Here is a 25,158-nt window from a genome sequence, read left to right as displayed (position 1 = left end):
TCGATAGCCCCTCTCCCCTTGCGGGAGAGGGCGGGGTGAGGGGTTCAAAAAAGGCGGGAATTTATTTTTCGGCCGAGCCTTAGCACATAGGTCAAGGATGGACCATCGCCATGTATAAACAATTGCTCTGCTGGCGCTACCTGCGCACTCGGTATATCGCGCTGGCGTCGATCATCAGCGTGATGCTCGGCGTGGCGACGATGATTATCGTCAACAGCGTAATGGCCGGCTTCTCGCATGAAATGCGCGATCGCATTCACGGTATCCTGAGCGATATCGTGTTCGAAGCGCGCGGCTCCGAGGGCTTTCCCGATCCCGATTGGCACATGCAGCAAATCCTGCGAATCGCCAACGGCCAGATCGCGGGCATGACCCCCACGGTACACACGCCCGCCATGCTCAGCTTTCTTTCCCGCGGCCAATACAGCATGCGGCAAGTGATGCTGATCGGCATCGACGAGCGAACCCAGAACGAGGTGGGCGATTTTGGCAAGTATCTGCAACACCCCGACAATCGGAAGCATCTCACGTTCAATCTGCATGATGGCCGTTACGACGATCACGACCATCAAACCGGCAGCGAATCGGCCCCTCGACCGGAAATGAAAATCGCCGGCTGGGAATGGCGTCGCATGCGGGCCGAGCATGATCGGCAGTTTCAGGAGTTGTTGCGCCGGACCGAAGGCGGCACTGCCACATCGCCCGGTCCGGGGGCAGCCGCCAATCAGCCTATGGGCCAGGCAATCGGGGCTCCCGAGCCGCCCAGCTTCGGCCCGGCCGCGAATGGCCCGCAGTCAGCCGGCCAGTCGTCGGCCGGACAACCCGCGCAGCAAGGCGCCGCCATTCCGCAGCTAGGGCAAGACCCGTTTCAGCAACATGCCGCGAACCCGTTCGATCGAGGCCAACCGCAACGAGCCACCGTGTTCGACGCCAGCAAGGAGCAATTCACCGGCGCGATACTCGGCATCGCCCTGTGCAGTTTTCGCGATCGCACGGGCACCGATCGCTTTCTGTTGCTCCCGGGCGACGACGTAAAGATCACGTTTCCCAATGCCGGCATCCCGCCCAAAGCCGTCAGCGATACGTTCACGGTCGTCGATTTCTACGAAAGCAAGATGAGCGAATACGACTCGAACTTCGTGTTCGTGCCGCTCCGCAAGCTGCAAGAGCTTCGCGGAATGATCGACCCGCAAACCGGCATCGGCAACGTTTCGTCGATTCAGATCAAGCTTAAGCCGGGCGTCGACGCCGATCAGGTGTGCGACAAGCTGCGGGCCGAATTCCCGAACTATGCAATTTCGACGTGGCGCGAAAAGCAGGGCCCACTGTTGGCGGCCGTGCAAATGGAAAGCGCGGTGCTGAATATCCTGTTGTTCATGATCATCGCGGTGGCCGGATTCGGGATCCTGGCCACGTTCTTCATGATCGTCGTGGAAAAGACGCGCGACATCGGCATTCTCAAATCGCTCGGCGCATCGTCGAGCGGCATCTTGGGAATCTTCTTGAGCTACGGGCTGTCGCTGGGCATCGTGGGATCGGGCGTGGGCACCGTTCTCGGTCTGGTCTTCGTGCATTACATCAACACGATCCGTAGCGGCGTGGAATGGCTCACGGGCCAAAAGGTGTTCGATCCCGCGATCTACTACTTCTACAAGATTCCGACCATCGTCGAGCCGGCCACGGTATCGTGGATTGTCGGCGGAACGTTGTTGATCGCCGTGATGGCCAGCATTCTGCCCGCGCTGCGCGCCGCGTTGTTGCATCCCGTGGAGGCCCTCCGCTATGAGTGAGTTTGTGCGCATCAAGCTGGCCGAGCAAGCCGAGCGCCGTCGTGCCGCGAATCGCAGCCATTTGCTGCTCGACGGCGCCGATCGGTCGCTTGCCCATGAGGCGAATGCGGAAGACGCCACGGCGCTCGCTGCCGGATCGACGAGTGAAACGGAAAATGTCGACGATGCGTCGAACGCCGGCGGCCTCCGGCTGGCGGAAGAACCTCGCGCCGAGGGCATCTTGACTGCGGTCGATGCGGAGCCGGCCGCGGAAATCGATTCGGCCGAAAGTCCGGCCACGCTGTCGTTCGATCCAGACGCGGCGGCCATGCAATTGCGGGCCATGCATCTGAAGAAAAACTATCGCAAAGGGCCGGTCGATATTCCGGTGCTCACGGGCACGGATCTCGACGTGCGCCGCGGAGAATTTCTGGCCATCATCGGCCAAAGCGGCTCCGGCAAAAGCACGCTGTTGCACCTGCTCGGCACGCTCGACGCCCCGACTTCGGGCGAAGTGCATCTCGATGGCCGCCGGATCGACAATCTGCCGGCGCGCGAGCGCGACACGCTGCGCAACACGCGATTCGGCATGATTTTCCAGTTCTATCACTTGCTGCCGGAGCTGACGACGCTCGAAAACGTGCTTTCGCCGCTCATGATTCGGCATGGTTTCTTTAGCTACCGTCGGCATCGCAAAGCCCATGTTGCGCAGGCCCGCGAATTGCTCGAAATGGTGGGACTGTCGCACCGCTTGAAGCATCGCCCTCGCGAACTGTCCGGCGGCGAGATGCAACGCACGGCGATCGCGCGGGCCTTGATCTCCGGACCGCAGATTCTCTTGGCCGACGAGCCGACCGGTAATTTGGACCAAGGCACTGGCGAGGGAATTTTGGAAATTCTGCGAACCTTGAACCAGACCCAGAAGCTCTCTATAGTCATGGTGACGCACGACCCCGCGATCGCCGCGGAAGCCGATCGCGTCGTGCGATTAGTCGCCGGCCGCATGGAAGAGGTATAATTCCACGCGCGAAACCGCAAGCGAGCCGCGAGCTCAAGCGGTCGAGGGGCATTGGGGTTGTTGATCGCTTGCGGTTTCGCGCATCGCGGCCTACAGTTCGGTTCGTGTTTCAAGCTTTTTCTCTTCTCCCGACCGGACTTGCATGTCGCTAAAAATCTACATTGCCGGCAAGCTCTACGATCAGGAAGACGCGAAGATCAGTGTCTTCGATCACGGATTGCTGTATGGCGACGGCGTATTCGAAGGAATTCGCGTCTATGGCGGCAAAGTATTTCGGCTCAAGCAACATCTCAAGCGGCTTTGGGACTCGGCTCGGGCGATCTGGCTTGAAATTCCGGTGTCGCCGGACGCGATGGCCCGCGCAATCGACGAAACGCTCGCGGCCAACAATCTTCGCGACGGCTACCTCCGCCTCGTGGTGACTCGCGGCGCCGGCACGCTCGGCCTCGATCCGACGCGAACCAAGAATCCGCAAGTGATCATCATTGCCGACCGAATTGCCTTGTATCCGGAAGAGCATTATCGCAACGGCCTGGAAATCGTCACGGCGGCCACCGTTCGCACGAGTCCGGCGGCGCTCAGTCCGCGGATCAAGTCGCTCAACTATTTGAACAACATTCTGGCCAAGATCGAAGGCTACAAGGCGGGTTGCGTCGAAGTGTTGATGCTCAACCACAAGGGGGAAGTGGCGGAGTGCAGCGGCGACAATATTTTTCTCGTGCGCCGCGGCGTGCTGCTGACGCCGCCGATCGACGCGGGAATTCTGGAAGGCGTGACGCGCGAAGCCGTGATCGAATTGGCCCGCGAATCGGGCCGCGAGGCGTTGGAAATCGCCCTTAGCCGCTACGACATCTACACGGCCGACGAATGCTTTCTGACCGGCACCGCCGCCGAAGTAATTCCGGTGGTGAAACTCGACGACCGCCGAATCGGCGACGGCAAACCCGGCCCGGTAACGCGAGAGCTCATCGAGCGCTTCAAGCAGCTAACGCACGCTTGAAAAGAAGCAGCTCACGCGGAGCCGCGGAGGACACGGAGAAAGCGGATAAAGAATTACGCGCCGCCGTCCTCCGGCACTTTACTTCGTTCTTCTTCTGTCTTTCCCTCTTCTTGCCTCTCCGCGCCTCGCGAGCCATTCTTCGTTCCTCGCCTCCGCGTGACGAGCTTCGTCTCTCAGTAATCCATTGCGGCGAAGCGGCGGCCGGAGGCGAATAGCGTATAGGCGGTGAATGCCAGTGAGGTGGCGATCGATAGGCCGATCGAGAATCCGTGTGCCTGAAGAGTCTTCAGGTCGAACAGCGGGCCGAAGTAGTTCTTGGCGTCCAAGGCGTTGAACAGCAGCACGCTGAAATCGGCCGGCTTCGGCAGAATCCAATAGCCGAGGTCGACCAGCCACATCAGCGCCGACGAAAAATGTCCTTCCGGAAGTGCCGTGGCACTCGCCGCCAACACGTGCCGACCGTAGTTCAAGCCCCATGTTACAAACCAAAACAAAATCGAGCCGAAGACACACACGACCGTGCTCCGCGTGCAGACGGCCAGCAATAGCGACATGCTGAAGAACACGGCAAAGTGCAGCAGCAGCAGCGGGATGCACCACAGATACGTGGGATCCCACACGTGCGTTCGCATGCCGATGGCCAGCCATGTGCCGCCGACAAACAAAGTCGCATGACAGAGCACGAACACGAGCACGCCGACATATTTTCCAGCCAATAAGGCCCACCGTGGCGCCGGCTTGGCCAATAGCACGCTGATGCTCCGCCCATCGAGAAAGCCGGGCAAGAAACCGGCCGTCCACACCAGCGCCAAGAGCAGCCCGAGCGTGTCGGCCACGCCGCCGGCCAACACGAGCTGTAGGAAGTGAACCGCGCCACGATCGTCGCGGGCCAAAGGAACTCGGATCGCCCCGAAGGCCAACGTCAGATCGCCGCCCACCACCACCACGCCCGATTGCTTCAGCTTCTTGGCGTCGTGCGAGTCGCGATCGTTGGGCGGGAGGAAGTCGGGATTTTCGCCGGGTGCCGCTAATTGTACCGAACCGGTAACGCCCGCGCTCGCGCATACGCCGATGGCCAACACGCTGACGCCCAACAGAATCCAACAGATGCCGTAGGCCAGCGACTGGCGAAACGTGTCGCGAACCAGCCACGCGATCGTTGACTTCCATGGCGACCATTTCGACGGCAAGACGTTCATTGCGTTGTTCCTGCGTAGATCGGTTCCAAAACCTTTTCGAGCGAACCGCCCTGCGGCGAATGCTCGAGCGGCCAATCTCCGAATGTCTTGTTGGCGGCCGGATCGCCTTGGGCGCCGATCAGTTCGGCCATGCGCCCCGCAAACGCGACTTTGCCGCCGCGGATCACTGCCACTCGGTCGCACAATCGCTGAACGTCGTTCAAATGGTGCGACACAAGGATCGCCGTGCGGCCTTGTCGCTTGCGCTCGGCGATCACTTCGTCCAACACGCGCCGGGCGGCGAGGTCCATCCCTTCCGACGGCTCGTCGAGCACCAGCAGATCCGGATCGTTGACAAGGGATTGGCATAGGGCCAGTCGCTGGAGCATCCCTTTGCTGAACCGGCCAATCGGCTCGCGGCTGCGGTCGGCAAGGCCGAATCGCTCGAGCAGTTCGCCGCTGCGGCGCCGGACGATCTGCTGCGGCTGAAAGGACAGCGCCCCGTAAAATTCCAGCAGCGAATGGGCCGTGAGATACCGTGGAAACGCCTGGCTTTCGTGGACATAGCCGACGCGGGCCAGTGTGCGGCGATCTTTCCAATGCCGGTCGAACCGCAGGATGCGGCCGGAGGTCGGCCGGCAGATCGACAACAGAATCTTCACGAGCGTGGTCTTGCCCGCCCGATTCGGCCCGACCAATCCGAACACTTCGCCGGCATCGACCGACAGGCTCACGCCGTCGAGGGCCCGCACACCGGCGCGGAATGGGCCGGAGGAATAAACTTTGGTCACCTCTTCGAAGCGCGCGACGGCATTGGACTTGGGATTCATCCGGTCACTCGCGAAAATCGGTGGGAGGGAATCAGGCGGGATGCGAATCTGGCAGGACGCGGTCGCGGTCGCAGTTCACTAAACGCGCCGATTCCTGTTGCGGCACGCGGCTCGCTAGCGGTTTCGCGCGTTGGCCCGCTGTGCGGCAGACTCGCGAAACCGCAAGCGGGGGCAACAGGGTGCGGCACTGGAAGACGGTCGTGACGGTCGCCGTCGCCGCGCCGCCCCCGCTCTCCTGCCGTGCAAATATAGATCACTGAATCAGCGCGACTTGCACGCCGCTCTGCAAAATGATCGTAAACGCTTGCTGCAAATCGTTGATCACCTGCGTCTGCGTGCCATCGATGATCTTGTAGCTGGGCATTCCGTCGGTGACGTTGCCGAGAATCTGCATCTCGTTGAGCGTGGCCACGTTGGCCGTGTAGGTCGAACTGCCGGAGTCGAAATAGGGCCCGAAACCGATGCAATGGATCAAAAGCGGTTTGGAAGATGTCGAATAGCCCGGCGATGTGGCCGTGGTTTGTGCGGCCAATTGGCTACAAATCGCGTCAATTTGGCTGGTGACGGTCGAGTCGTTGTCGTCGTAGCCATTGATATTGGTTGGATAATCGCTGGTGGATGGGCTGCCGTAGTTGTAGCGGACTTTATAGTAGGAATTGTAAGCCCCGCCGTTGGTGAAACTGGCGGAAGCGGTCGTGTTGGGAGCGCCGTCGGTTTCGAAAATAATGACTTTTTGGGCGCCGATGCGGCCATTGCCGCCGGCATCGCCCGCCGGCTGGCCGACGCTGTAGTTCACGAGCGTCGAATTGCTGCTGAACTGGTTGAAGGCCAGCATCAGCGAATAGGCATAGCAAGTGCCGCCCGTGGCGCGGGGCACCTCGATATTGTCGGAATCGTAGGGCGTCACCGTCGCGCTCGAATTGCCCACGGTTGCCGGCGGATACCAGAGCGAATCGGTCATGTTCGAATAATTCTGACTCAGACCGACGCGCACGCGGTTGAACCGCGTGTCGTCGTTTTCGCCCGAATACGAGCGCGGCGTACTGAAAAAAATCAGCGAAACGTCGTTGTTGGGATGGTTGTCTTGGATGTCGGTCAGCGCCGCCTGGATACCGAGTTTGCAGGCGTAGAGCGGCGATTCGTGGCAAGTGCCCGGCCACCAGCAATACCGCGAGCAATACGGGCTGACGTTGTACCAGATGTTGTAGCAGCCGAGAAAATCAATCATCGTCATCGGCCCGAACCAGAAATGCAGGCCCGGCCGCTGCGGGTTGTCGCCGTAATACATGAACGGCTTGCCGCTGGTCTGGTGCAGGCTGCTCAACGCGGTGATTTTCACGGTGCCCCACGAATAATCGTTGCCGTAGCCTGTCAGGCCCGTGCTGCCGTTGTTGAGCGTTTGCCAGGTGCCGTCGTAGTTGTCGATCAGACCAAGGCAATAGTCGATGTAATCCTTCCAAAACCGTTGGTTCAAATCGGTCGGCGGATCGGTCGCGGTGCTGATCGTGGTCGGGATCGATGTGTAATAAACGATGCGGCCCGACATCATGGTCGAGGGGAATGGATTCGGGCTGCTTGTGATCCAAGCCAGGATCGCGTTGTAATTGATCTGATACGTCGAACTCCCGGGCGTCTTCCAATTGCCGCTGCTGTCCCACAGGCGCGAATTGTCGTTCATGGCGGTCGACGTGCCCGGATAGAGGAAGTAGCGCTGCCGCCAGTCGTTGGTCTTGCCATCGGTGCCGTTCGATGGATCGGGGGGCCAAATGAAAAACGTTTTGCCGTAGTAGCCCGGGCCGAGCGTGTATCGATTGAACTTCGAGGCCATGCTGTAGGCCTTGTAGCCCGAGCTTTCGAAAGTGCTGTCGTAGGTCGAAGTAGTGGGATTGCTGATGCTCAGAATGCTGGCAAGCGTTTGGCCCCACGTGCTGCTGGTGTTCTTGCTGGTTTTCAACGGCACATCGCCGCTGGGCGTAGTGGCGTAGCTGCTCGAAGCGGCGGTGAACGCCGAAGTGCCGGTCGTATTTGTGTAAAAGTCGCCGCAAATCGGCGGGCGGCCGTCGCTGGTGGTGGTCGTGATATTGGCGGCATCCCAGGGGCTGGTGAACGACGTGGCTTGCATGGCGGCGTCTGTCGTGTCGGAATACGCTCCCCAAGTGGGATACACGCTGTCCGGATTGTTCGAGTTGCGATTGCCATAGTATGGCTGGCCCAGCAAGCTGGAGAACCGCATCGACCCGGTGAAATCGTTGATCACGCAAACATCGAGCGGCCGATGGACGCCGGTGGCCGTGGTGGTGATGTTCGTCGGCACGAAGCCGAACACTTTCGAGAAGCCCAATTTGGTGCCGAGATTTGTCGTGACCTGGGCTTGCACCAGCGTGTAGTTCGTGCCCGAGGTGCCGGGGATTTCTCCCTCGAACTGTTGCGCGCTGGTGTTATAGGCATACCGGCCGATATTGATTGTCACCTGACTCGATTGCACCGCGTTGCCGAGAATCGAATTTCCCTCGGCCGCGGAAAGGGCTTGCGGACTGACGGCGGAATAATTGTTGTTCGTCGAGGAAACGCCGTTGAGCGTGCGCGTGCCGGCCATGGCAGCGGCGTCGGCGGCAGCCTGGCATTGCGTTCGCGCGACGGCCAACATGCCCAGATCGATGGCGAGCGCGAGGAACGTAAACAGCGTGACCAGCGTCACCAGAAACAGCACCAGCACCATTCCACGGCGCGGCCGACGACAGCCGTTTCGGCACTTCCGCCGCGGACGAAAACAGTTCGATGAATTTGCTTGCATACAATCGACCATGATGAGAAAGACTCGCTTCTGACTTCTGATCCTTGACCCCTGGTCCCCGACCCCTTTTTCAATTCCCCTCGGATCGCATGACTACTTCGGCGGTGATCGGAATCGTGCTCGACATACCGAGCAATTTCGGCAAGATCGAATTGAAATTGCCGGTGATTTTCACCGTGATCCATTGGCCCGCCGCGGCGTCTTCCCAGGTGCCCACGTTGTTCCCGAGCGCATCGGAAGCGTAGATGCCGATCGATTGGCTCGACAGCGTCTGGCCCCCCAGCATATTGGTGATGATCGTGTCGACGTTCGACGTCGCGCTGCCGTAGGTTGTCGTGTTGATGGTCACCGAATCGGTGTGCATCACCGCGTAGCGGCAACCCTCGCGGGCCGCATTGGTCATCACCTGCAAAAGCATTACGTAGCGCGAATACTCCAAAATGCCGAACAAGAACATGAGCACGATTGGCAGCACGATCGCCGCTTGCACGATGGTGCTGCCCGCGCGATCGCGGCCTCGGCGCGCCCGCGGCCTGCCGATCAACCGATTCGTGTTTTCCGTTTTCGCGCTCACTGCATTCACCTCAAGCCCAGGGAAGGCCGCCACAGCCGCCACCCAATTGAATCCGCGCTCCCGGCCTTCCCTGGGCTTCCCACCGCCGTTGCTCAATACGGCAACGTCGTGCTCACTACGACCTGCGAATTATTTGCCGACTGCCAGTAAACCGTTTGCGATAATTGCGTGACCGATGTGACCTGGTTCAACAAATTCCAGCGCAAGCTGTTGAACGCCGCGCCCGACGGTATGGTGACCGTCACGGTGAACGGGTCGAGCGGCTGCGCCTCGTAAGGATCGGTCCACGGCGTGCTCGCCAGGCAGGTGAGCGTGATCTGTGCTCCACTGATCGCGGCGCTCGGCAGCCCAGCGGCCGTCATGTAGTTTTGCACCGCCGTCTGCACTTGGGCCGTCGTAACGGCCGTGCCGTTGACATAGCCACCGGCAGCCAATCGAGCCCCTTCGCGGGCGGCATTGTCGAGGATCTGACTGACCTCGATCATCCGCCCGACTTCCCACACGCCGAACATCATCGTCAGCAGGATCGGCAGAATTACCGCAGCCTCGACAACCGCCGTCCCGCGCCGATCGCCAGCACGCCGATTCCAACGGAACCGCGGCCGGCGATGCCTCGAAGCGGCGAATTCGGCAGTTTTGTCCACAACAACCCTCACGCGAGCCATTTGGGCCCGCCACTGAACAGCCGCGGTAGAAGAGTTCAAAACCAATGCAGAGCGCACGGCGCCACCGTGCAATCAAACCCTAGGTCACAAAACCCAGCGGGTCAAACCTGCCGCAGCCCATCGCGCGCCGCCGTCGGCCGCAGTTTCTCGCTTGGCAATCCATCTGGCAATCCATCCAATCGACCGCGGCCGTTTCGCACGATCGCGGCGCGGCGGCCTGAAACTGTTAGAATAAATCGACGTTGAATCTCCACCTCGCGGCCATCACCCGCATCCCGCACACGTGTCTATCGCCGAATACGCAAACATGCAGGATTAACCTCGTAGCGACGAAATCGAAATAGATTTTTGGCATGATGAACGGAATCAGTCGCGGAGCGGTTGTTGTAGGCGTGATGTTTCACATTCTCGGCGCATGGCGCACCAAATCGCGAGCAAGGCGCCGTTTCACCTTAAGAAGCTTGTAGAACCGCAAGATGTTCAAATTCGTCCACGCAGCCGACATTCATCTCGACAGCCCGCGGGGAGGAATCGATCGCGATCGCGATGCCCCGGCCGACGAAATCCGCCACGCCCCGCGGCAGGCTCTGGAAAATCTCGTGGGGCTCGCGATCGACGAGGCGGCCGATTTCGTGCTGATTGCCGGCGACCTGTACGACGGCGATTGGAAGGATTTCCGCACCGGGCTCTTCTTCATTGCCCAAATGGTCCGGCTCCGCGAGGCAGGCATCCCGGTTTTCTTGATTGCCGGCAACCATGATGCGGCAAACAAGATGACGCGCACTCTTGAACTGCCCGACAATGTTCGCCTACTCTCGGAAAGGCGTGCCGAGACGGTGCGGCTCGATGAGCTGGGCGTTGCGATCCACGGGCAAAGCTTTGCCAAGGCAGCCGTGACCGACGATCTGGCGGCCGCCTATCCCGACCGGGCTCGCGGCATGTTCAATATCGGCCTGTTGCACACGTGTGCCACCCGTTCCGGCGAGCATGAACGCTATGCCCCTTGCACTCTCGACGGCCTGCGCGGCAAAGAATATCAATATTGGGCCCTGGGGCACATCCATAAACGCGAAATTCTTCATCGCGATCCATTGATCGTGTTTCCGGGAAACCTGCAGGGCCGGCACATCCGCGAATCCGGAGCGAAAGGCTGCTATCTCGTGACGGTCGACGATCGGGAGAATGCGGTCGAAGAATTTCGGCCGCTTGATGTGCTGCGGTGGGAATATTGCCCTGTCGATGTCGCGGGCGCAGCCACCGGCGCCGATGCCGTCGAGCGCGTCGCCCGGCGGTTGCATGAACTGGTTGCCGCAAGCGACGATCGGCCGTTGGCGGTTCGGGTCGAATTGCGTGGCGATTCGGCGGCCCATCAGCAATTGGTGGCCGAGTCGCAGCGATGGCAGCACGAAATCAAGGCCCAAGGATTGTTGCACGGCGACGGGCGGATATGGATCGAACGGGTCGTGGTCGCCACGACTCCGCCCCGCGACGCGCCGGCCCTTTCCGAGGGCCCGCTCGCCGAATTGCTGCAATATCTGGTCGAGCTGAGAGACGATCCTCAAGCGCTCGGCGAGTTGGCCCTTGAATTGGAACCGCTAAGGCAAAAATTGCCGCACGAATTGATCCACGAATTGCATCTTCCCGCCGGCGGCGATCCGGCGGGAATGATCGAACTGCTCGACGACGCGCAGCAGATTCTCTCGCATCGTTTTCTGACCCGCGGAGGGGCAAAATGAGGATTTTGGAACTGCGCCTCTTGGCGTGCGGACCGTTCACCGACTTCGCGCTCGATCTCAGCGACGGCCGGCGCGGCCTGCACCTGATCTTCGGACCAAACGAAGCGGGCAAGAGTTCGGCGTTGCGCGCGATCACGTATCTGTGCTTCGGCTTCCCGACGCAATTGAACGACGATTTCGTTCACCCCTACGCGGCGCTGCGCGTCGGCGCGCGGCTGCGCAACGACCGAGGCGAAGAGCTCGATTTCGTGCGCCGCAAGGCTGCGAAAGGGAGCCTTCGCGATCGAGAAGATTCCGCGATCGTCGAAGAAGAAGCATTGCGCGGTTTTTTGGGCGGAATCGACCCGATGCGGTTCAAGACATTTTTCGGCATCGATCATGGAATGCTGGTGAAAGGCGGCAAGGAAATCATCGAAGGCGGCGGCGACACAGGCCAGATTCTCTTCTCCGCCGGCGGGGCCAACGATCTGCGCGAAATTCTTAGCGGCCTGCAAAAAGATGCCGAAAAACTGTTCGCCCCCACCGCACGGAATCGCGATCTGAACCGCCTCCTAACGGAACTCTCCGACGCCAAACGAGCCATGCGCGACCATCAATTGCCGGCTCGCGAGTGGGAAGAACACCATCAAGCATTCGCACGGGCCAGCAAGCGCAAACAAGAAGCCGAAGTGGACCTCCATGAGGCCTGTGCCGAAAAATCCCGGCTGGAGCGCATCGCAAAGGCGCTGCCGTTGATCGCGCGGCTCGCGGATTTGGGGCAGAAGGCCGTGCCCCTTTCCGCAACCGTGTTGCTGACCGCGGATTTCACCAAGCGCCGGCAAGCCGCACAGCAACATCTCCGCGATGCCGAGCGCGAGCAAAATCGCGCGCGGGCGAAGATCGAGGAACGGCAACAGCAGCTCGGCGAACTAGACATCCCGACTTCCTTGGTCGAGCGGCGATCGGCCGTCGAGCCGTTGGCACAGGAATTGGGCGTGTATCGCCGAGCGCAGCGCGACCGGCCCAAACAAGATGCCAAGGCCCGGCAGTTCGAAGCCGATGCCGCCGAATTGCTCCGCCAATTGGGCAATGGCCTCAATCTCGCCGCCGCCGAGACGTTGCATCTTCCCGAGAGCAAGCGAGTTCGCATCCGCGACCTTGGCAGTCAATACGGCACGCTGGTGAAGGAGGTGGAAGACTGGGACGTAAAGTTGGCCGAGTTGGAGCCCGCAATCCAGGAAAGCGCGGCCCAATTGCTGCGGCTGCCGGCCGCGCGCGATGCCGGCGCGCTCGCCTTGGCCGTGCAAGATGCGCTTCGCCTGGGCAACATCGAAGAGGAACTGTCGGCGGCGCGCAACGGTTGTGAATCGTCGAGCAAGCAACTTGCGATCGCGCTTGGGCGTTTGTCGCTTTGGCTCGGCACGATTGACGAGCTTGAGACGATCGCGGTGCCGCTCTCGGAAACGATCGAGCGCTTCGAAAAGGAATTCGCCGACATCGACAAGGAGCAAAAAGCCGCGGATCGGCGATTGGAGGAGCACCGCGTAGAGGCGGGCGAACTCGAGCGAACGTTCGACGCCCTGCGGCTCGAATTCGATGTGCCCACCGAGGGCGATCTACAAGCAGCCCGGCAAGAGCGCGAACGAGTCTGGCAGTCGATTCGCCAGTCGTGGCTTGCGGGCGAACGGGGTTCGGAACAACTCGCAGCCGCCTTCGGACGGGGCGTGGAAGCCAGCGATCAGGTCGCCGACCGCTTGCGCCGCGAGGCTGATCGCGTTGCCACGCATGCCCAACTCGCGGCTCAGCAGTCGGAGTGTGCCCGGCGAATCGCCGCCTTGTCGGAGCAACTGCAATCGGTTGCCGCTCGCCGCGAAAGAGAACTCGCTGATTGGAATCGGCTTTGGCAGCCGGTTTGCAATGCTCCGCTGACGCCGCGCGAAATGCTTCGCTGGAGCCGGCAACATGCCGAATTGGTGCAACAGGCGGAATCGCTGCGCCGGCAGCGCGATCGGGCTCAGCAGTTGCAAGAGCGGGTTGAGCAACACCGCAGCCGCCTCGTCGAACTCCTTTCCGCCTTCGACCCCGCACAACTGCCGCCGAGCCCCACGCTCGAGCAACTCGTCGCCGCCGCCACCCGGTGGATCGATGAAGCGGCCGACATCGTTCGGCAGCACCGCGATCTTACCGTCGAATCGGAACGGTTGGAAAAGGAGCAGAAGCGGGCGCAGCACAGATTATCGGCCGCCCAAGTCAAGCTTGACACCTGGCAAAAAGAATGGGCCGCCGTGATTGCCGATTTGCCGCTCGATGCCGCTGGGAGCCCGAATGAAGCCAACGCGGTACTCGACCTGCTCGCGCAATTGCGCGAAAAGCAGCAAGGTGTCAAAGAGGCCCGTGAACGGATCGGCGAAATGGATCAGGCAATGGAACAGTTCGCGGCCGACGTTCGGGAATTGGCAGACCAAGTCGCGCCGGACTTGAAGGATTTGCCCGCCGATCGTGCCGCCGAGGAATTGGGACAGCGACTTCATGCCGCGCTTGCCGCCGATCGAAATCGGGCGCTGCTCGAAAAGCAGTTGGCCGACGAGCGGCAATGTCTTGCCGCTGCCAGCGAAGCAATCGAGAAAGCGCAGATTCAAATGGAATCGCTCTGCCAGGAAGCCCGATGCGAAACCGTCGCCGATCTGCCCGGCGCGGAAGATCGATCGTTCGAACGCCGTGAGCTCGAGAAAACGATCCGCGGTCAAGAAGAAAGGATGCGCGATTTCAGCGCCGGCCAGCCGCTGGCGGTCTTCATCGCGGAAGCGCAAACAGCAGATGCCGACGCGCTCGAGCCGCGGATTCGCCAGCTCGACCAACAAATCGACCAACTCGACCGCGAATTGAAGGACCAGCTCGGCCCAAAGATCGGCGAGGAGCGGCATGCGCTCGACATGATGGATTCAAGCGCCAAAGCTGCCGACGCTGCCGAGCAAGTCCACGACCTGATGACTCAAATCGGCGGCGCCGCCCGGGAATATGCTCGGCTCCAAATCTCGCTTGCGACATTGAAAATAGGGATCGAGCGATATCGCAAGCGGCACCAGGGCCCCATCATTGGGCGGGCCGGCGAATTCCTTTGCCGTCTGACGCTGGGGGCCTTTGCCGGACTGAAGGAAGAGTTTGACAGCGAGGGGCGGCCGGAACTCATGGCCGTTCGCGCCGCCGATGACCGGCTGGTTCGCATGTCGGAAATGAGCGACGGCACGGCCGACCAGCTTTTTCTTGCCGTGAGGCTGGCGTGGCTGAGCGAATATCTCGAAACACATCCACCGATTCCATTCATCGTCGACGACATCCTGATCCGCTTCGACGACGAACGATCGGCCGCGACATTGCAATTGCTTGCCGAATTCTCGGCGCGCGCGCAAGTGATCCTGTTCACGCACCATCGGCATATCGTGGAATTGGCCCGATCGTCGCTGGACGCCGATTCGCTTTTCGTCCACGAATTGCCCTCGGCTTCGGTTGTGCAATCGACGCTCGCGGATTGACAACACGGCAGCGCGGCGTGGCGCGAAGTTCAGCCTTCCGCGCCCCAACCGCCGCCGCCGGGCGTTTCAATGGTAAGAACGTCGCCCAGGGCGAGCGAAAATTGGCTGCACGCGCCGAGATCGAGCGTCGTGCCGTCGGCGCGGCGTAGCGTGTTGCGGCCAAGCGAACCCGGTTCTCCGCCCGCCATGCCGTAGGGCGGATACGGCCCGCGGCGCTGCGATAGAATCGACACTTCCAAGGGGCGCAAGAATTCGAGCCGGCGCACCACGCCATCGCCGCCGCGCCTCTGTCCCCGGCCGCCGGAGCCGCGGCGAATCGAAAATCCCAACAGCCGCACCGGATATCGCCGCTCGAGAATTTCCGGGTCGGTGAGCCGCGTGTTGGTCATGTGCGTGTGCACCGCGTCGGCGCCGGGCTCGTCGGCCGTGGCGCCGGAGCCGCCGCACAGCGTTTCGTAATAGCCGAAATGCGCATCGCCGAACAGCAGATTGTTCATCGTGCCTTGGCTGGCCGCGGCCAAACCGAATGCGCCCAGCAACACATCGACGACGCGCTGCGAGGTTTCGACATTGCCCCCCGCCATCGCGGCGCAAAGCTCCGGCCGATCACGCGACGGTGGATTCAACAAACACTCCGGCAACACCACGCGCACCGGTGACAATACGCCTTCGTTCAGCGGAATATCTTCATCGATCAACAGCCGCAGCACATACATCAGCGCCGCCGTGACAATCGCCTGATTGGCATTCAGGTTTCCGGGTAGCACCGGGCCCGTGCCCGTGAAATCGATTTCGGCGGCCGGCCCATCGGAACCGGGGAATAGCGTGATCGCGACTCGAATCGGCGAACCATCGTCGAGATGATCGACAAACTCGCGCCGGCCGGGCGAAAGCCGGGAAAGGGCGATCCGTGTCTTCCGCTCGGCCGCAGTTTGAATGTGCCGCATATAGGCCTCGATCATCGGCCAACCCTCCCGCGCCACGAGCGCTTCGAGTTGCACGACGCCTTGCCGGTTCGCTGCGACTTGCGCCGCGACATCGGCCAGATTGTCGGCCACCGCGCGGCTGGGAAGCGGAGCGGAGGATAGCAATTCGCCGAGCGCATCGAACCGCGGTTCGCCCGCGGCAAGCAAGCGGAAGTTGCGAATCAGCACTCCTTCCTCGGCCAGGTTCTTCGATTTCGGAGGCATCGAACCGGGAACCATCCCGCCGATCTCGGCATGGTGCGCTCGGCTCGCCGTGATGAACAGCAACCGCGGCGAACGGCCGCCCGCGACGGCGAGCGCCACCGGCTCGTGAACCGGCGTCACGACGGTCACATCCGGCAAATGCGAGCCGCCGCGATACGGGTCATTGGTCACGAACACGTCGCCGGGTTCGATCGCCGGATTGTCGGCCAAAATGCAACGAACCGTTTGCCCCATCGCTCCGAGATGCACGGGAATATGCGGAGCGTTCACGACCAATTCGCCATGAGCGGTGAAAATCGCACAGCTAAAATCGAGCCGCTCCTTCACGTTCACGCTCGAAGCCGTATCGCGCAGAACGACCCCCATCTGCTCGGCAATCCCGGCGAAATGGTTGTTGAAAATTTCCAACAGCACCGGATCGGCGTCCACCGTAGCAGGCACACTCCGTGTGCCGTCCGCCCCGCTGTTGCCGTTTTGCTGCTTGCCAAACGCCGCCAGAGCTTGAGGCATCTGCCCCGAGGATTTGATCTCGTCCGACGATTCCCTTGCTAGCACATCGGGCTCCCGCGATGCGGGCTCCTCTTGCGCGGTGTCGTTTAGCAGGATTTCTCCGCCGCTGAGAACTTCCGCCTCCCAGCCGGGATCGACGACCGTCGTCGAGGCGAACTCGTGCACGATCGCCGGACCGGCAAAGCGATGGCCCGGTCGAAGTTCGTCGCGACGGAAAACCTGCGTGTCGAGTGGCCTGCCATCGAAGCGGACGGTTGTCTGCCGCTTTGTAGAGAGCGGGCGAGATGCGACGCGGCCCGATTGCGACAACGACTCCGCTTGCCGGCCGATCGCTTCGATCCGCGCTGCCACGATCTCCAGCGGACGTTTGGCATGGGTGTAGCCATACAGCCGGCTATGTTCGGCGCGAAAGGCCGCTGCAAAATCGCCGTCGGCAGGCCGATCGATCGTCAAGTATGTATCCGTGCCGCGATAGCGCAGGTCCATCCGCCGCCGGATTTCGATCGCCTCCTGGTTGAATTGCCCAAGCGAATCTTCCGCGGTGATTTCCGCGCGGGCTTCTTCGGCGAGCCGGTCCCAAATCCGCTCCACCGTGCCAAGCGTTTCTTGCGAATAGGGGCCATAAATGCCTTCCACTCGATGCCGCACCGCATCGGCCAGCCCAATGCCCCGAGCGCTGAGCAGGCCCGCGTCGGGGTGCGTGAGAAGTTGCCCAACGCCCAATTGCCGGGCCACCGCGCAGGCATGCTGCCCCGCCGCGCCGCCAAACGGCACCAGCACATATTGCCGCGGGTCGCAGCCGCGGGCGATCGATACCTTGCGAATCGCGCGAACCATGTTCACATTCGCCACGCGGAGCAATCCGTCGGCCATTTCAGCCGGCGAATAGCGCCGGCCCGTCGCCGCGGCGACCTCGGCGGCCAATTCGCTCAGCCGGCGGTCGACGGCGTCGAGATCGAGCGGAAACGGAAAGCCGCCGGGAAGAATTTTGCCCGAGTGGACGTTCAAATCGGTCACCGTAAGCGGACCGCCGCGGCCGTAGCAGGCGGGCCCGGGATCGGCGCCGGCGCTATCCGGGCCGACGACGAGCTTCACGCCATCGAAACGGCAGATCGAGCCGCCGCCGGCCGCGACCGTTTCGATGGCCATCATCGGCGCGACGACACGGACGCCCGACTTCTCGGTTTCGTATTCCAAATCGTATTGGCCATCGAAGCGTGAGACATCGGTGCTCGTGCCCCCCATGTCGAATCCGATGGCCCGATCGAATCCGGCCGATCTTGCGACGCGTGAGAAACCAACGACTCCGCCCGCAGGGCCGGAGAGAATGCTGTCTTTGCCGACGAATTGCTCTGCCGCGACCAGACCGCCCGCCGAGGTGAGAATTCGCAAATCGCTGTCCGCGAGTGCCGTTCGCAGTCGGGCGATATACGATCGCAAAATCGGATTCAGATACGCATCCATCGCCGTCGTGTCGCTGCGGGAAACGATCTTCACGAGCGGGGCCACGACGCTCGATACGCTGATTTCCGCAAAGCCCACTTGGCGAGCAATCTCGGCGACGAGTTGCTCGTGGGCCGGATAGGCAAAGCCATGGAGCAAGCAGATGGCCAACGATTCGATTCCCGTCGGCCGCAGTGCCGCCAATTGCCTGCGAATCGCTTCCGGATCGGGCGATCGCAACACCGCGCCGTCGGCCGCGACGCGCTCGTCGATCTCGACGACCGTCGCCGGCAACACCGGCAACTTGTGAATCGCCAATTCGAATAACTTCGGGCGATTCTGATAGCCGATGTACGGCAAATCGCCGAATCCGCGGGTAGTCACGAGCGCCGTGCGTGCGCCGCGGCGCGTGATCAGCGCATTCGTGCCGCGCGTGGTTCCCAAACGGACCGACACCTGCGGAATCGGCTCGTCGGCCGCTAGCCGCAACAGGTATCGCACACCGAGGATCGGCGATTCCTGTCCCGACGACAGTTCATAAACTTGCCCGACTCGTGGCAACGCATCCATGGGAGCGACCAAGCGCAGGCCGCCGGTCGCAGCGTCAAACGACGCGACGCTCGCTTCCGCCGCGACTTGGCCGCCGGAATCCAACAATCGCAACGTGAAACCGTTCCAAAATCCCAGCGGGTCGGACTTGCGCAACGGGTCGACGATTTCAATGGCGGTTGTGCCGTCGCCGGCTGCTCCTTTGGTGACGCCCGAGCTGAGCAATTTGTGCCGGACGAGCGCGCCATCGGGCCGCCGAGCCACGCAGTCGGTAAACGTGCCGCCGACGTCGATCCAGAATTCCCATAATTTCGGAGTCATGCGCGTTCGACTCTAACCGCTCGACAGCAGAATCGCTAGGGGTTAGCGCGCCGACGCGCTTCGGCATTTCGCCCGGCGGCAACGTATAATCCCAGCATGACAGGCGATACTTTCGATCGCACGTTACGAGCTTTCATGAAGGCGTCAGCCAGATAATCGGCGAGTCGATACAGCAGTCGGCTTAGTCTGTGCGAAAAGGCCTACTGCAGCGCTTGCTCCAGATCGGCGAGCAGGTCTTGCACGTCTTCGACGCCGACCGATAGCCGCACCAATCCGTCGTCGATGCCGATCGCAGCCCGTTGGGCGGCCGGGATCGAGGCGTGGGTCATCAGGCCGGGATGCTCGATGAGGCTTTCGACGCCTCCGAGGCTTTCGGCGAGGGAAAAAATGCGGCAGCGTTCGAGCAGCCGTTTGGCCCGTGGCTGTCCGCCATCGACCACCACCGACACCATTCCGCCGAAAGCGCGCATCTGGCGCTTGGCCAGATCGTGCTGCCGGTGCGAGCGCAGGCCGGGATAGTAGACCCGGACGATGTCGCCGCGGCGCTCGAGCCAATCGGCGATCTGCATCGCGCTTTCGCAGTGCCGCTGCATGCGCAGCGAGAGCGTTTTCAATCCGCGCAAGGCCAGAAAGCAATCGAACGGCCCGAGAATCCCGCCCACCGCGTTCTGCAGGAAGCGAAGCTGATCTGCCAAATCTTTTCGATCGCCGACGATCGCCGCTCCGCCGATCATGTCGCTATGGCCGTTGAGATATTTCGTCACCGAGTGGACGACGATGTCGAATCCCAGCGTCAGGGGGCATTGCACGAACGGCGTGGCAAACGTGTTGTCGGCGACGCTGATCAAATGATGCCGCGCCGCGAGCGCGGCGATGCGCTCCAGGTCGGCCAATTTCAAAAGCGGGTTGGATGGCGACTCGATCCACACCATCCGCGTGTTCGGCAATATGGCCGCTTCGAGCGCCGGCAGATTGGTCGGATCGACATACGTGAAATCGAGGTTCGCCGTGCGGCGGCGCACGCGTTCGAACAGGCGATACGAACCGCCGTATAAATCGTCGCATACGACAACGTGCGCGCCATGGTCGAGCACCTCGAGCACCGTGGCTGCTGCAGCCAAGCCCGAGGCAAACGCGAACGCCGATTGCCCGTTTTCCAAATCGGCCACGCAGCGCTCGAAGGCGAAGCGCGTCGGGTTGTGCGAACGACCGTAGTCGAAGCCCTTATGTACGCCGGGCGACTGCTGCACATAGGTGCTCGTGGCGTAGATCGGCTGCATCACCGCCCCGGTCGTCGGATCGGGATGCTGGCCGGCATGAACCGCTCGCGTGGCGAATCCGAGCCGCGGCGGCAAAGTCGATGCGAGGGGCAGCACGACGGGGACGACACTCGTCGCCGCACCAGCGATTGCCGGAGTTGTTTCGTGAAGCATGTTTGTTCATTTCCTGATGTCGCAAAAACCGATTGATGTTCGACGCGCGAAACCGCAAGCGAGCCACCAGCCCACTCGGCGTGGGAAGCTCGCTTGCGGTTTCGCGCGTTAGCGCCGCCGCAAAAAGTTCAACAGGTCGGTCCGGGTAATCAGTCCGTGAAAACCTGTTTCATCGGCGACGATCACCACCAGTCCACTTGTAAGAATCGCTCGCGCCTCGTCGATCCGGGCGTGTCGCGGCAGCGTCACCAATCGGGAGATCATGTGCCGCTCGACCGGCTGCTGAAAGCCGGCCGGGTCGTCGGCCACCGCCAACAGCAGGTCCGATTCGTCGATCAGCCCGACGATCGCGCTGCGCTGCACGACGGGAAGCTGCGACACGTCGTGCGATCGCATCCGTGTATGCGCGATATAAAGCGGATCGCTCGGCGCCACGGTGACCACGGCCTGATCGGCAAACCGGCGGCTGATCAAGTCGCGCAGATCGCCGGTGCGCTCGCGGCGGTCGATGCCCTGGTCGGCAAGCCAGTTGTCGTTGTACATTTTCGAAAGATATTTGTTGCCCGAGTCGCAGGCGAACGTAACGACGCGCTTCGGCTCGGTCTGCTCGCGGCAATAGCGCAGGGCGGCGGCGACGAGGGTGCCCGACGACGAGCCGGCCAACAGCCCTTCGCGCCGCAACAGGTCGCGGGCAACCTCGAAACTTTCGCGATCGGAAATCTGGTACGCCCGCCGCACGCGGGAAAGATCGGCGATCGGCGGCAGAAAATCCTCGCCGATGCCTTCGACGAGCCACGAGCCGGCCTCGCCGATGCGGCCGGTTGCGATGTAATCAGCCAACACCGAGCCGACCGGATCGGCCAGCACGATTTCCACATGCGGCGCGACTTTGGCGAAATAGCGGCTCAGGCCGGTGAGCGTGCCGCCGGAGCCGACGCCGCACACGACCGCATCCAGCCGCCCTTCGCATTGCCGCCAGATTTCCGGAGCGGTGGTCGTTTCGTGGGCCGCCGGATTGGCTGGATTGTTGAACTGATTGACGTAGAAGCTGCGCGGCGTTTGCCGGGCGATCTGCTCGGCCATGTCTTGATAATATTCCGGATGGCCGCGGCCGACGTCGCTGCGGGTCATCACCACCTCGGCCCCCAGTGCCTTGAGATGGTTCACCTTTTCCTGGCTCATCTTGTCGGGAATGACGAGGATCAGGCGATATTGCTTTTGAGCCGCGATCAGCGCGAGGCCCAAGCCGGTGTTGCCGGCCGTGGCTTCGACGAGCGTCGAGCCGGGCTGAATCCGGCCGTCGCGCTCGGCCGCTTCGATCATCGAGCGGCCGATGCGATCTTTGATCGAACCGCCGGGGTTGCAGTTCTCGAGTTTCACCAGCAGTTCGCACGGACCGGTGTCGATCGCGCGCAGCGGCACGAGCGGCGTATTGCCGATCAGGTCGAGCAGTTGCACGGTGCGCGAGTCGGAGGGGCACGTCGACGTGTGGATTGGCACATTGCCGCCGGCAATCAATCCATCGGCCAAGAAACCGGTAGACATGGTTAGACCTCGCAAGAAAAATCGGGTCGCAGATAGTATCTGCGCGCGGCGAACCGGTCTATGGCAACGCGAGATGCTAGCGGCGAACTGCGGCACACAAGCCCGAAGCATTAGCGAGGAAATCGTTGACAGATTCTCGTGTGCCACTGGCTCTGCCAGTGTGAGCTGCGAGTTGGCAGGCTCCCCAATGAAGACACTGGCAGAGCCAGTGGCACACAAGCAATCGTCCATGGGGCAATACTTCAACGGGCTCTTAGTCGCCGATTTCGCGCAGCTTTTCGCTCGCCTTGGCACTGGCCGTTTTGAAGATTTCGACCCGCACGTCGTTCGACTGCGTGGCGCCGGGCGTGCTGCGGCCTTCCGCAACGTAGCGCTCGAACAGCTTCGTCAGGCGGCGGACGATATCGCGGTGGTCGGCTTCGACATTGGTTCGCTCGCCGACGTCGCCCCGCATGTTGTAGAGCTGAATCTCGGGCAAACCTGCTTTCGTCGCTTGAGCATCGTGCGGCGTGCTCCAACCGCCGGAGCCGGGGCAAAACTCGAGCTTCCACGGACCCTGGCGAATCGCGAACAGGCCGTCGATCGAATGATGCACGACCGCTTCGCGCAGCGGCGCCTTGTCGCGGCCCAACAGCGCCGGCAGGATGCTGACGCTGTCTTCGCCGGCATTGTCTGGAAGCTTGTCGCCGACCAAATCGGCGCACGTTGCCAGCAAGTCGGTAAGGCAGGTGAGCTGATCGCTGGCGGCGGCGGCTTTCACCTGGCCCGGCCAACGGACGATGAACGGAATGCGGTGGCCGCCGTCCCAAATATCCGACTTATATCCGCGAAATTCGGCGCTTGGGTAGTGCCCCTTGGCTTCGAGCTTGTCGACACCGGCGGCCGGACTGCAGCCGTTGTCGCTGGTGAAGATGACGAGCGTGTCGTCGGCCAAGCCGGCTTTGTCGATCGCGTGCAGCACTTCGCCGGTCGCCCAATCGGTTTGCATCACGAAATCTCCATATGGCCCCAACGGACTTTTGCCTTGCCATTCGGCGGTCGGCACGATCGGCGTGTGCGGCGAGGTGAACGCGAGGTACAAGAAAAACGGATTTCCTAACTTCGCGCTCGCCGCATGGCCGCCAATATATGCGACCGCTTTGCGGGTCAATGTCGGCAGAACATCGACTGCGTCGAAGCTTTTCGCGGCTGGCCCGGCACGCAACCACTTCTTGGTCACCGAGGGAATTTCCGTGAAGCGGTGGTTTTCGACGAAGGCGAACGGCGGCATATCGAGCGATGCGCTGATGCCGTAGAAATAGTCAAATCCATGCTCGAGCGGGCCATCTTCGATCGAGTCGGCATAACCGTGCGGGCCGAATTTCAAGCCGAGGTGCCATTTTCCCAGGCAGGCCGTGGCATAGCCGTGTTGCTTGAGCAGCACGGGCACGGTCAGCCGCTGCGGGGCGATGAGCGGAGGACTTTCGCCCGCCAGCACGCCGCTTTGCAGCCGCGAGCGCCAAGCGTAGCGCCCGGTGAGAATGCCGTAGCGCGTCGGCGTGCAAACCGACGAACCGCCATGGGCGTCGGTAAATGCCATACCCTGCGTCGCCAAGCGATCGATATTCGGCGTAGGGATTTTGCCTCGTCGCGGGTTCAAGCAATGCACGTCGCCGTATCCCAGATCGTCGCAGAGGATGTAGACGATATTCGGCCGCGGCGGGGCTTGCTGCGACGAATCCGCTGCGAGAACTGCGTGCGCAGCGGTAGAAACGAAAAGCAAACACGCGGCAACGAAAAAACAAATGCGGGTCAGAAAACTGGTTCGATTCATTCTTTCGTTTTTCTTCCACGGTTGATTGGGCAGCGAACGCCGGCAATCGATGGAGCCCGCAAAGGCTAGGCTTTCGACCGGGAACGATTATAGCAGGCGCGCTGCTCCGGCTCTTGCGCGACAGATCTCACACCAATTCGGCTTCGCTCATGCCGGCAGGGAAGCGGAGTTCCAGGCCATTTGACCCGCCCTGCATCCAGATCAGCCGCAATCGGCTCAAGAAGCGGATTGCCGGACCGCAATCGCCGAAGTCGCGCGCCGCATGCCAGCGGCGATTCGTGCCGAGCGCTGTAAAGATCGCCGCAGCTTGCTCGATCGTTGCATCGGAAGCGCGAGTCACCGATTGCAAGGTTCTGATCGCGAACACGGTTGTTCGCGGCGCGAGAAATAAGGTTTGTGTCACGACCCAAGCCTCTACCAGTGTTGCGCCCACCAGGCGTGTATCCGCTGTCGAAGTGAAAGGGCTTTCGTATTCGCTGAAACCCGACTGCGCGAAATCGTCGAGCTCGAAGAGCGGGCCCGAACTACGCAGCCCCTCGAACGCCAGGATGGCTGTAAACGCCCAAGCGACATAGCAGCTTGGCCCCCACATTCCCTGCACGCCGGCAATCGAGAATGGCAAATAAAATAAATACCGTCCGATCCAAAACGATCCCACCCATAGCACGGGGGCCGCGGCGCAGAGCGCCGAGCCAATCGCGATTTGCAGCCGATTGTGTCGCGACAGTTTCGCTCGCAGCTTTTCGGAGGTCATTGGTGGAGGTCCAGCGAAGGCATTCCAGGGGCGCGGGTTGACGGCGCTCGGATATCTCTGTATTCGACCGTGGCCCGCGATTCTTGGCAAAACCGAGGGAGTGTGAAGGTCTGTCAAAGATACCCCTCGCTAACGCGTCGGGCTTGTGTGGCGGTCTGCGAGAAGGTCCTAAAAGCGGAACAGCGATGGAAAATGGCTTCCATCGCCGCTCGAACCGCGACCCCGGGGGTCGCGGCAACGAATTGTTCCGCGTGTGGTGCTTCCAACCTCGGCTGGCTGCCCCAGCGAGATGCACCACGGCCGCTACGCGCCGCGTGTTCCCTGAGACACCGGAGCGGCACTTGCCGCCCCGGTGCTCAGTCGTAGGCTCCATCGCGAAGCACTTGCCGCTAGCGGTTGACCCAGAAACCGCCCTGCAGCAAGCTGATGCTCCTACCCCAGGAGGGAGGGTGACGCTCCAGTTCCCGCAAACCGAGCGTCTACGATGGAGCCTTAATGTTTCCTTGGGTGTACGGTTCGAAAAA

15 protein-coding genes are annotated in these 25,158 nt (G+C 61.7%); 5 read left to right on the top strand and 10 right to left on the bottom strand.

The genetic code is table 11. The features are described 5' to 3' along the window. Positions 1–110: 110 nt before the first annotated feature. From VHX65_05675 to ilvE, 3 genes are all read left to right on the top strand, one after another. On the top strand, positions 111–1,790 hold the full coding sequence (locus tag VHX65_05675) for an FtsX-like permease family protein (protein HEX3998022.1): 1,680 nt from the start codon (positions 111–113) through the stop codon (positions 1,788–1,790). Beyond that, a complete protein-coding gene (locus VHX65_05670) occupies positions 1,783–2,787 on the top strand; it encodes an ABC transporter ATP-binding protein (GenBank protein HEX3998021.1) in 1,005 nt (334 codons plus the stop codon). The genes VHX65_05675 and VHX65_05670 overlap by 8 nt, the downstream gene beginning before the upstream one ends. A gap of 142 nt (positions 2,788–2,929) precedes the next feature. Next, positions 2,930–3,787, top strand: a complete 858-nt coding sequence (gene ilvE / locus VHX65_05665) for a branched-chain-amino-acid transaminase (GenBank protein HEX3998020.1) — start codon at positions 2,930–2,932, stop codon at positions 3,785–3,787. 173 nt (positions 3,788–3,960) lie between these two features. Here ilvE and VHX65_05660 read toward each other — a convergent pair whose 3' ends face one another. From VHX65_05660 to VHX65_05640, 5 genes are all read right to left on the bottom strand, one after another. Then, complete coding sequence (locus tag VHX65_05660) at positions 3,961–4,986, bottom strand: ABC transporter permease subunit (GenBank protein HEX3998019.1); 1,026 nt, start codon at positions 4,984–4,986, stop codon at positions 3,961–3,963. Beyond that, positions 4,983–5,795: an ABC transporter ATP-binding protein gene (locus tag VHX65_05655; protein ID HEX3998018.1), complete on the bottom strand. Its 813-nt coding sequence runs from the start codon at positions 5,793–5,795 to the stop codon at positions 4,983–4,985. Before VHX65_05655 ends, VHX65_05660 begins: the two co-directional genes overlap by 4 nt. 253 nt (positions 5,796–6,048) lie before the next feature. Beyond that, a complete protein-coding gene (locus VHX65_05650) occupies positions 6,049–8,514 on the bottom strand; it encodes a pilus assembly protein TadG-related protein (protein ID HEX3998017.1) in 2,466 nt (821 codons plus the stop codon). Between the two features lie 145 nt (positions 8,515–8,659). After that, on the bottom strand, positions 8,660–9,163 hold the full coding sequence (locus tag VHX65_05645; GenBank protein HEX3998016.1) for a TadE/TadG family type IV pilus assembly protein: 504 nt from the start codon (positions 9,161–9,163) through the stop codon (positions 8,660–8,662). A gap of 92 nt (positions 9,164–9,255) precedes the next feature. Continuing rightward, entirely contained in the window at positions 9,256–9,807 is a 552-nt protein-coding gene (locus VHX65_05640; GenBank protein HEX3998015.1) for a TadE/TadG family type IV pilus assembly protein, read from the bottom strand. A gap of 497 nt (positions 9,808–10,304) precedes the next feature. Between VHX65_05640 and VHX65_05635 the strand changes: the two genes are divergently transcribed. Beyond that, positions 10,305–11,564 (top strand): DNA repair exonuclease, encoded by a 1,260-nt coding sequence (locus tag VHX65_05635; GenBank protein HEX3998014.1) that lies wholly within the window; start codon positions 10,305–10,307, stop codon positions 11,562–11,564. Beyond that, positions 11,561–15,076 carry an AAA family ATPase gene (locus tag VHX65_05630; GenBank protein ID HEX3998013.1) on the top strand — a complete coding sequence of 1,172 codons (3,516 nt, stop codon included), beginning with the start codon at positions 11,561–11,563 and terminating at the stop codon, positions 15,074–15,076. The genes VHX65_05635 and VHX65_05630 overlap by 4 nt, the downstream gene beginning before the upstream one ends. 29 nt (positions 15,077–15,105) lie before the next feature. Here the strand turns inward: VHX65_05630 and VHX65_05625 are convergent, their stop codons facing one another. The 5 genes from VHX65_05625 to VHX65_05605 form a co-directional block, all read right to left on the bottom strand. After that, entirely contained in the window at positions 15,106–19,089 is a 3,984-nt protein-coding gene (locus VHX65_05625; GenBank protein ID HEX3998012.1) for a hydantoinase B/oxoprolinase family protein, read from the bottom strand. A 200-nt stretch (positions 19,090–19,289) separates the two neighbouring features. Beyond that, positions 19,290–20,522, bottom strand: coding sequence for a PLP-dependent aspartate aminotransferase family protein (locus VHX65_05620; protein ID HEX3998011.1), 1,233 nt, complete (start codon positions 20,520–20,522; stop codon positions 19,290–19,292). A 108-nt stretch (positions 20,523–20,630) separates the two neighbouring features. Continuing rightward, a complete protein-coding gene (locus VHX65_05615; GenBank protein ID HEX3998010.1) occupies positions 20,631–22,067 on the bottom strand; it encodes a pyridoxal-phosphate dependent enzyme in 1,437 nt (478 codons plus the stop codon). A gap of 253 nt (positions 22,068–22,320) precedes the next feature. After that, positions 22,321–23,880, bottom strand: coding sequence for an arylsulfatase (locus tag VHX65_05610; protein ID HEX3998009.1), 1,560 nt, complete (start codon positions 23,878–23,880; stop codon positions 22,321–22,323). Between the two features lie 127 nt (positions 23,881–24,007). Next, entirely contained in the window at positions 24,008–24,634 is a 627-nt protein-coding gene (locus VHX65_05605) for a hypothetical protein (protein ID HEX3998008.1), read from the bottom strand. Positions 24,635–25,158: the final 524 nt, after the last annotated feature.

This window comes from Pirellulales bacterium (assembly GCA_036267355.1).
Classification (GTDB): domain Bacteria; phylum Planctomycetota; class Planctomycetia; order Pirellulales; family DATAWG01; genus DATAWG01.
The sequence above is the reverse complement of the archived record's forward strand: the minus strand, read 5'-3'. Positions and strand labels throughout refer to the sequence as shown.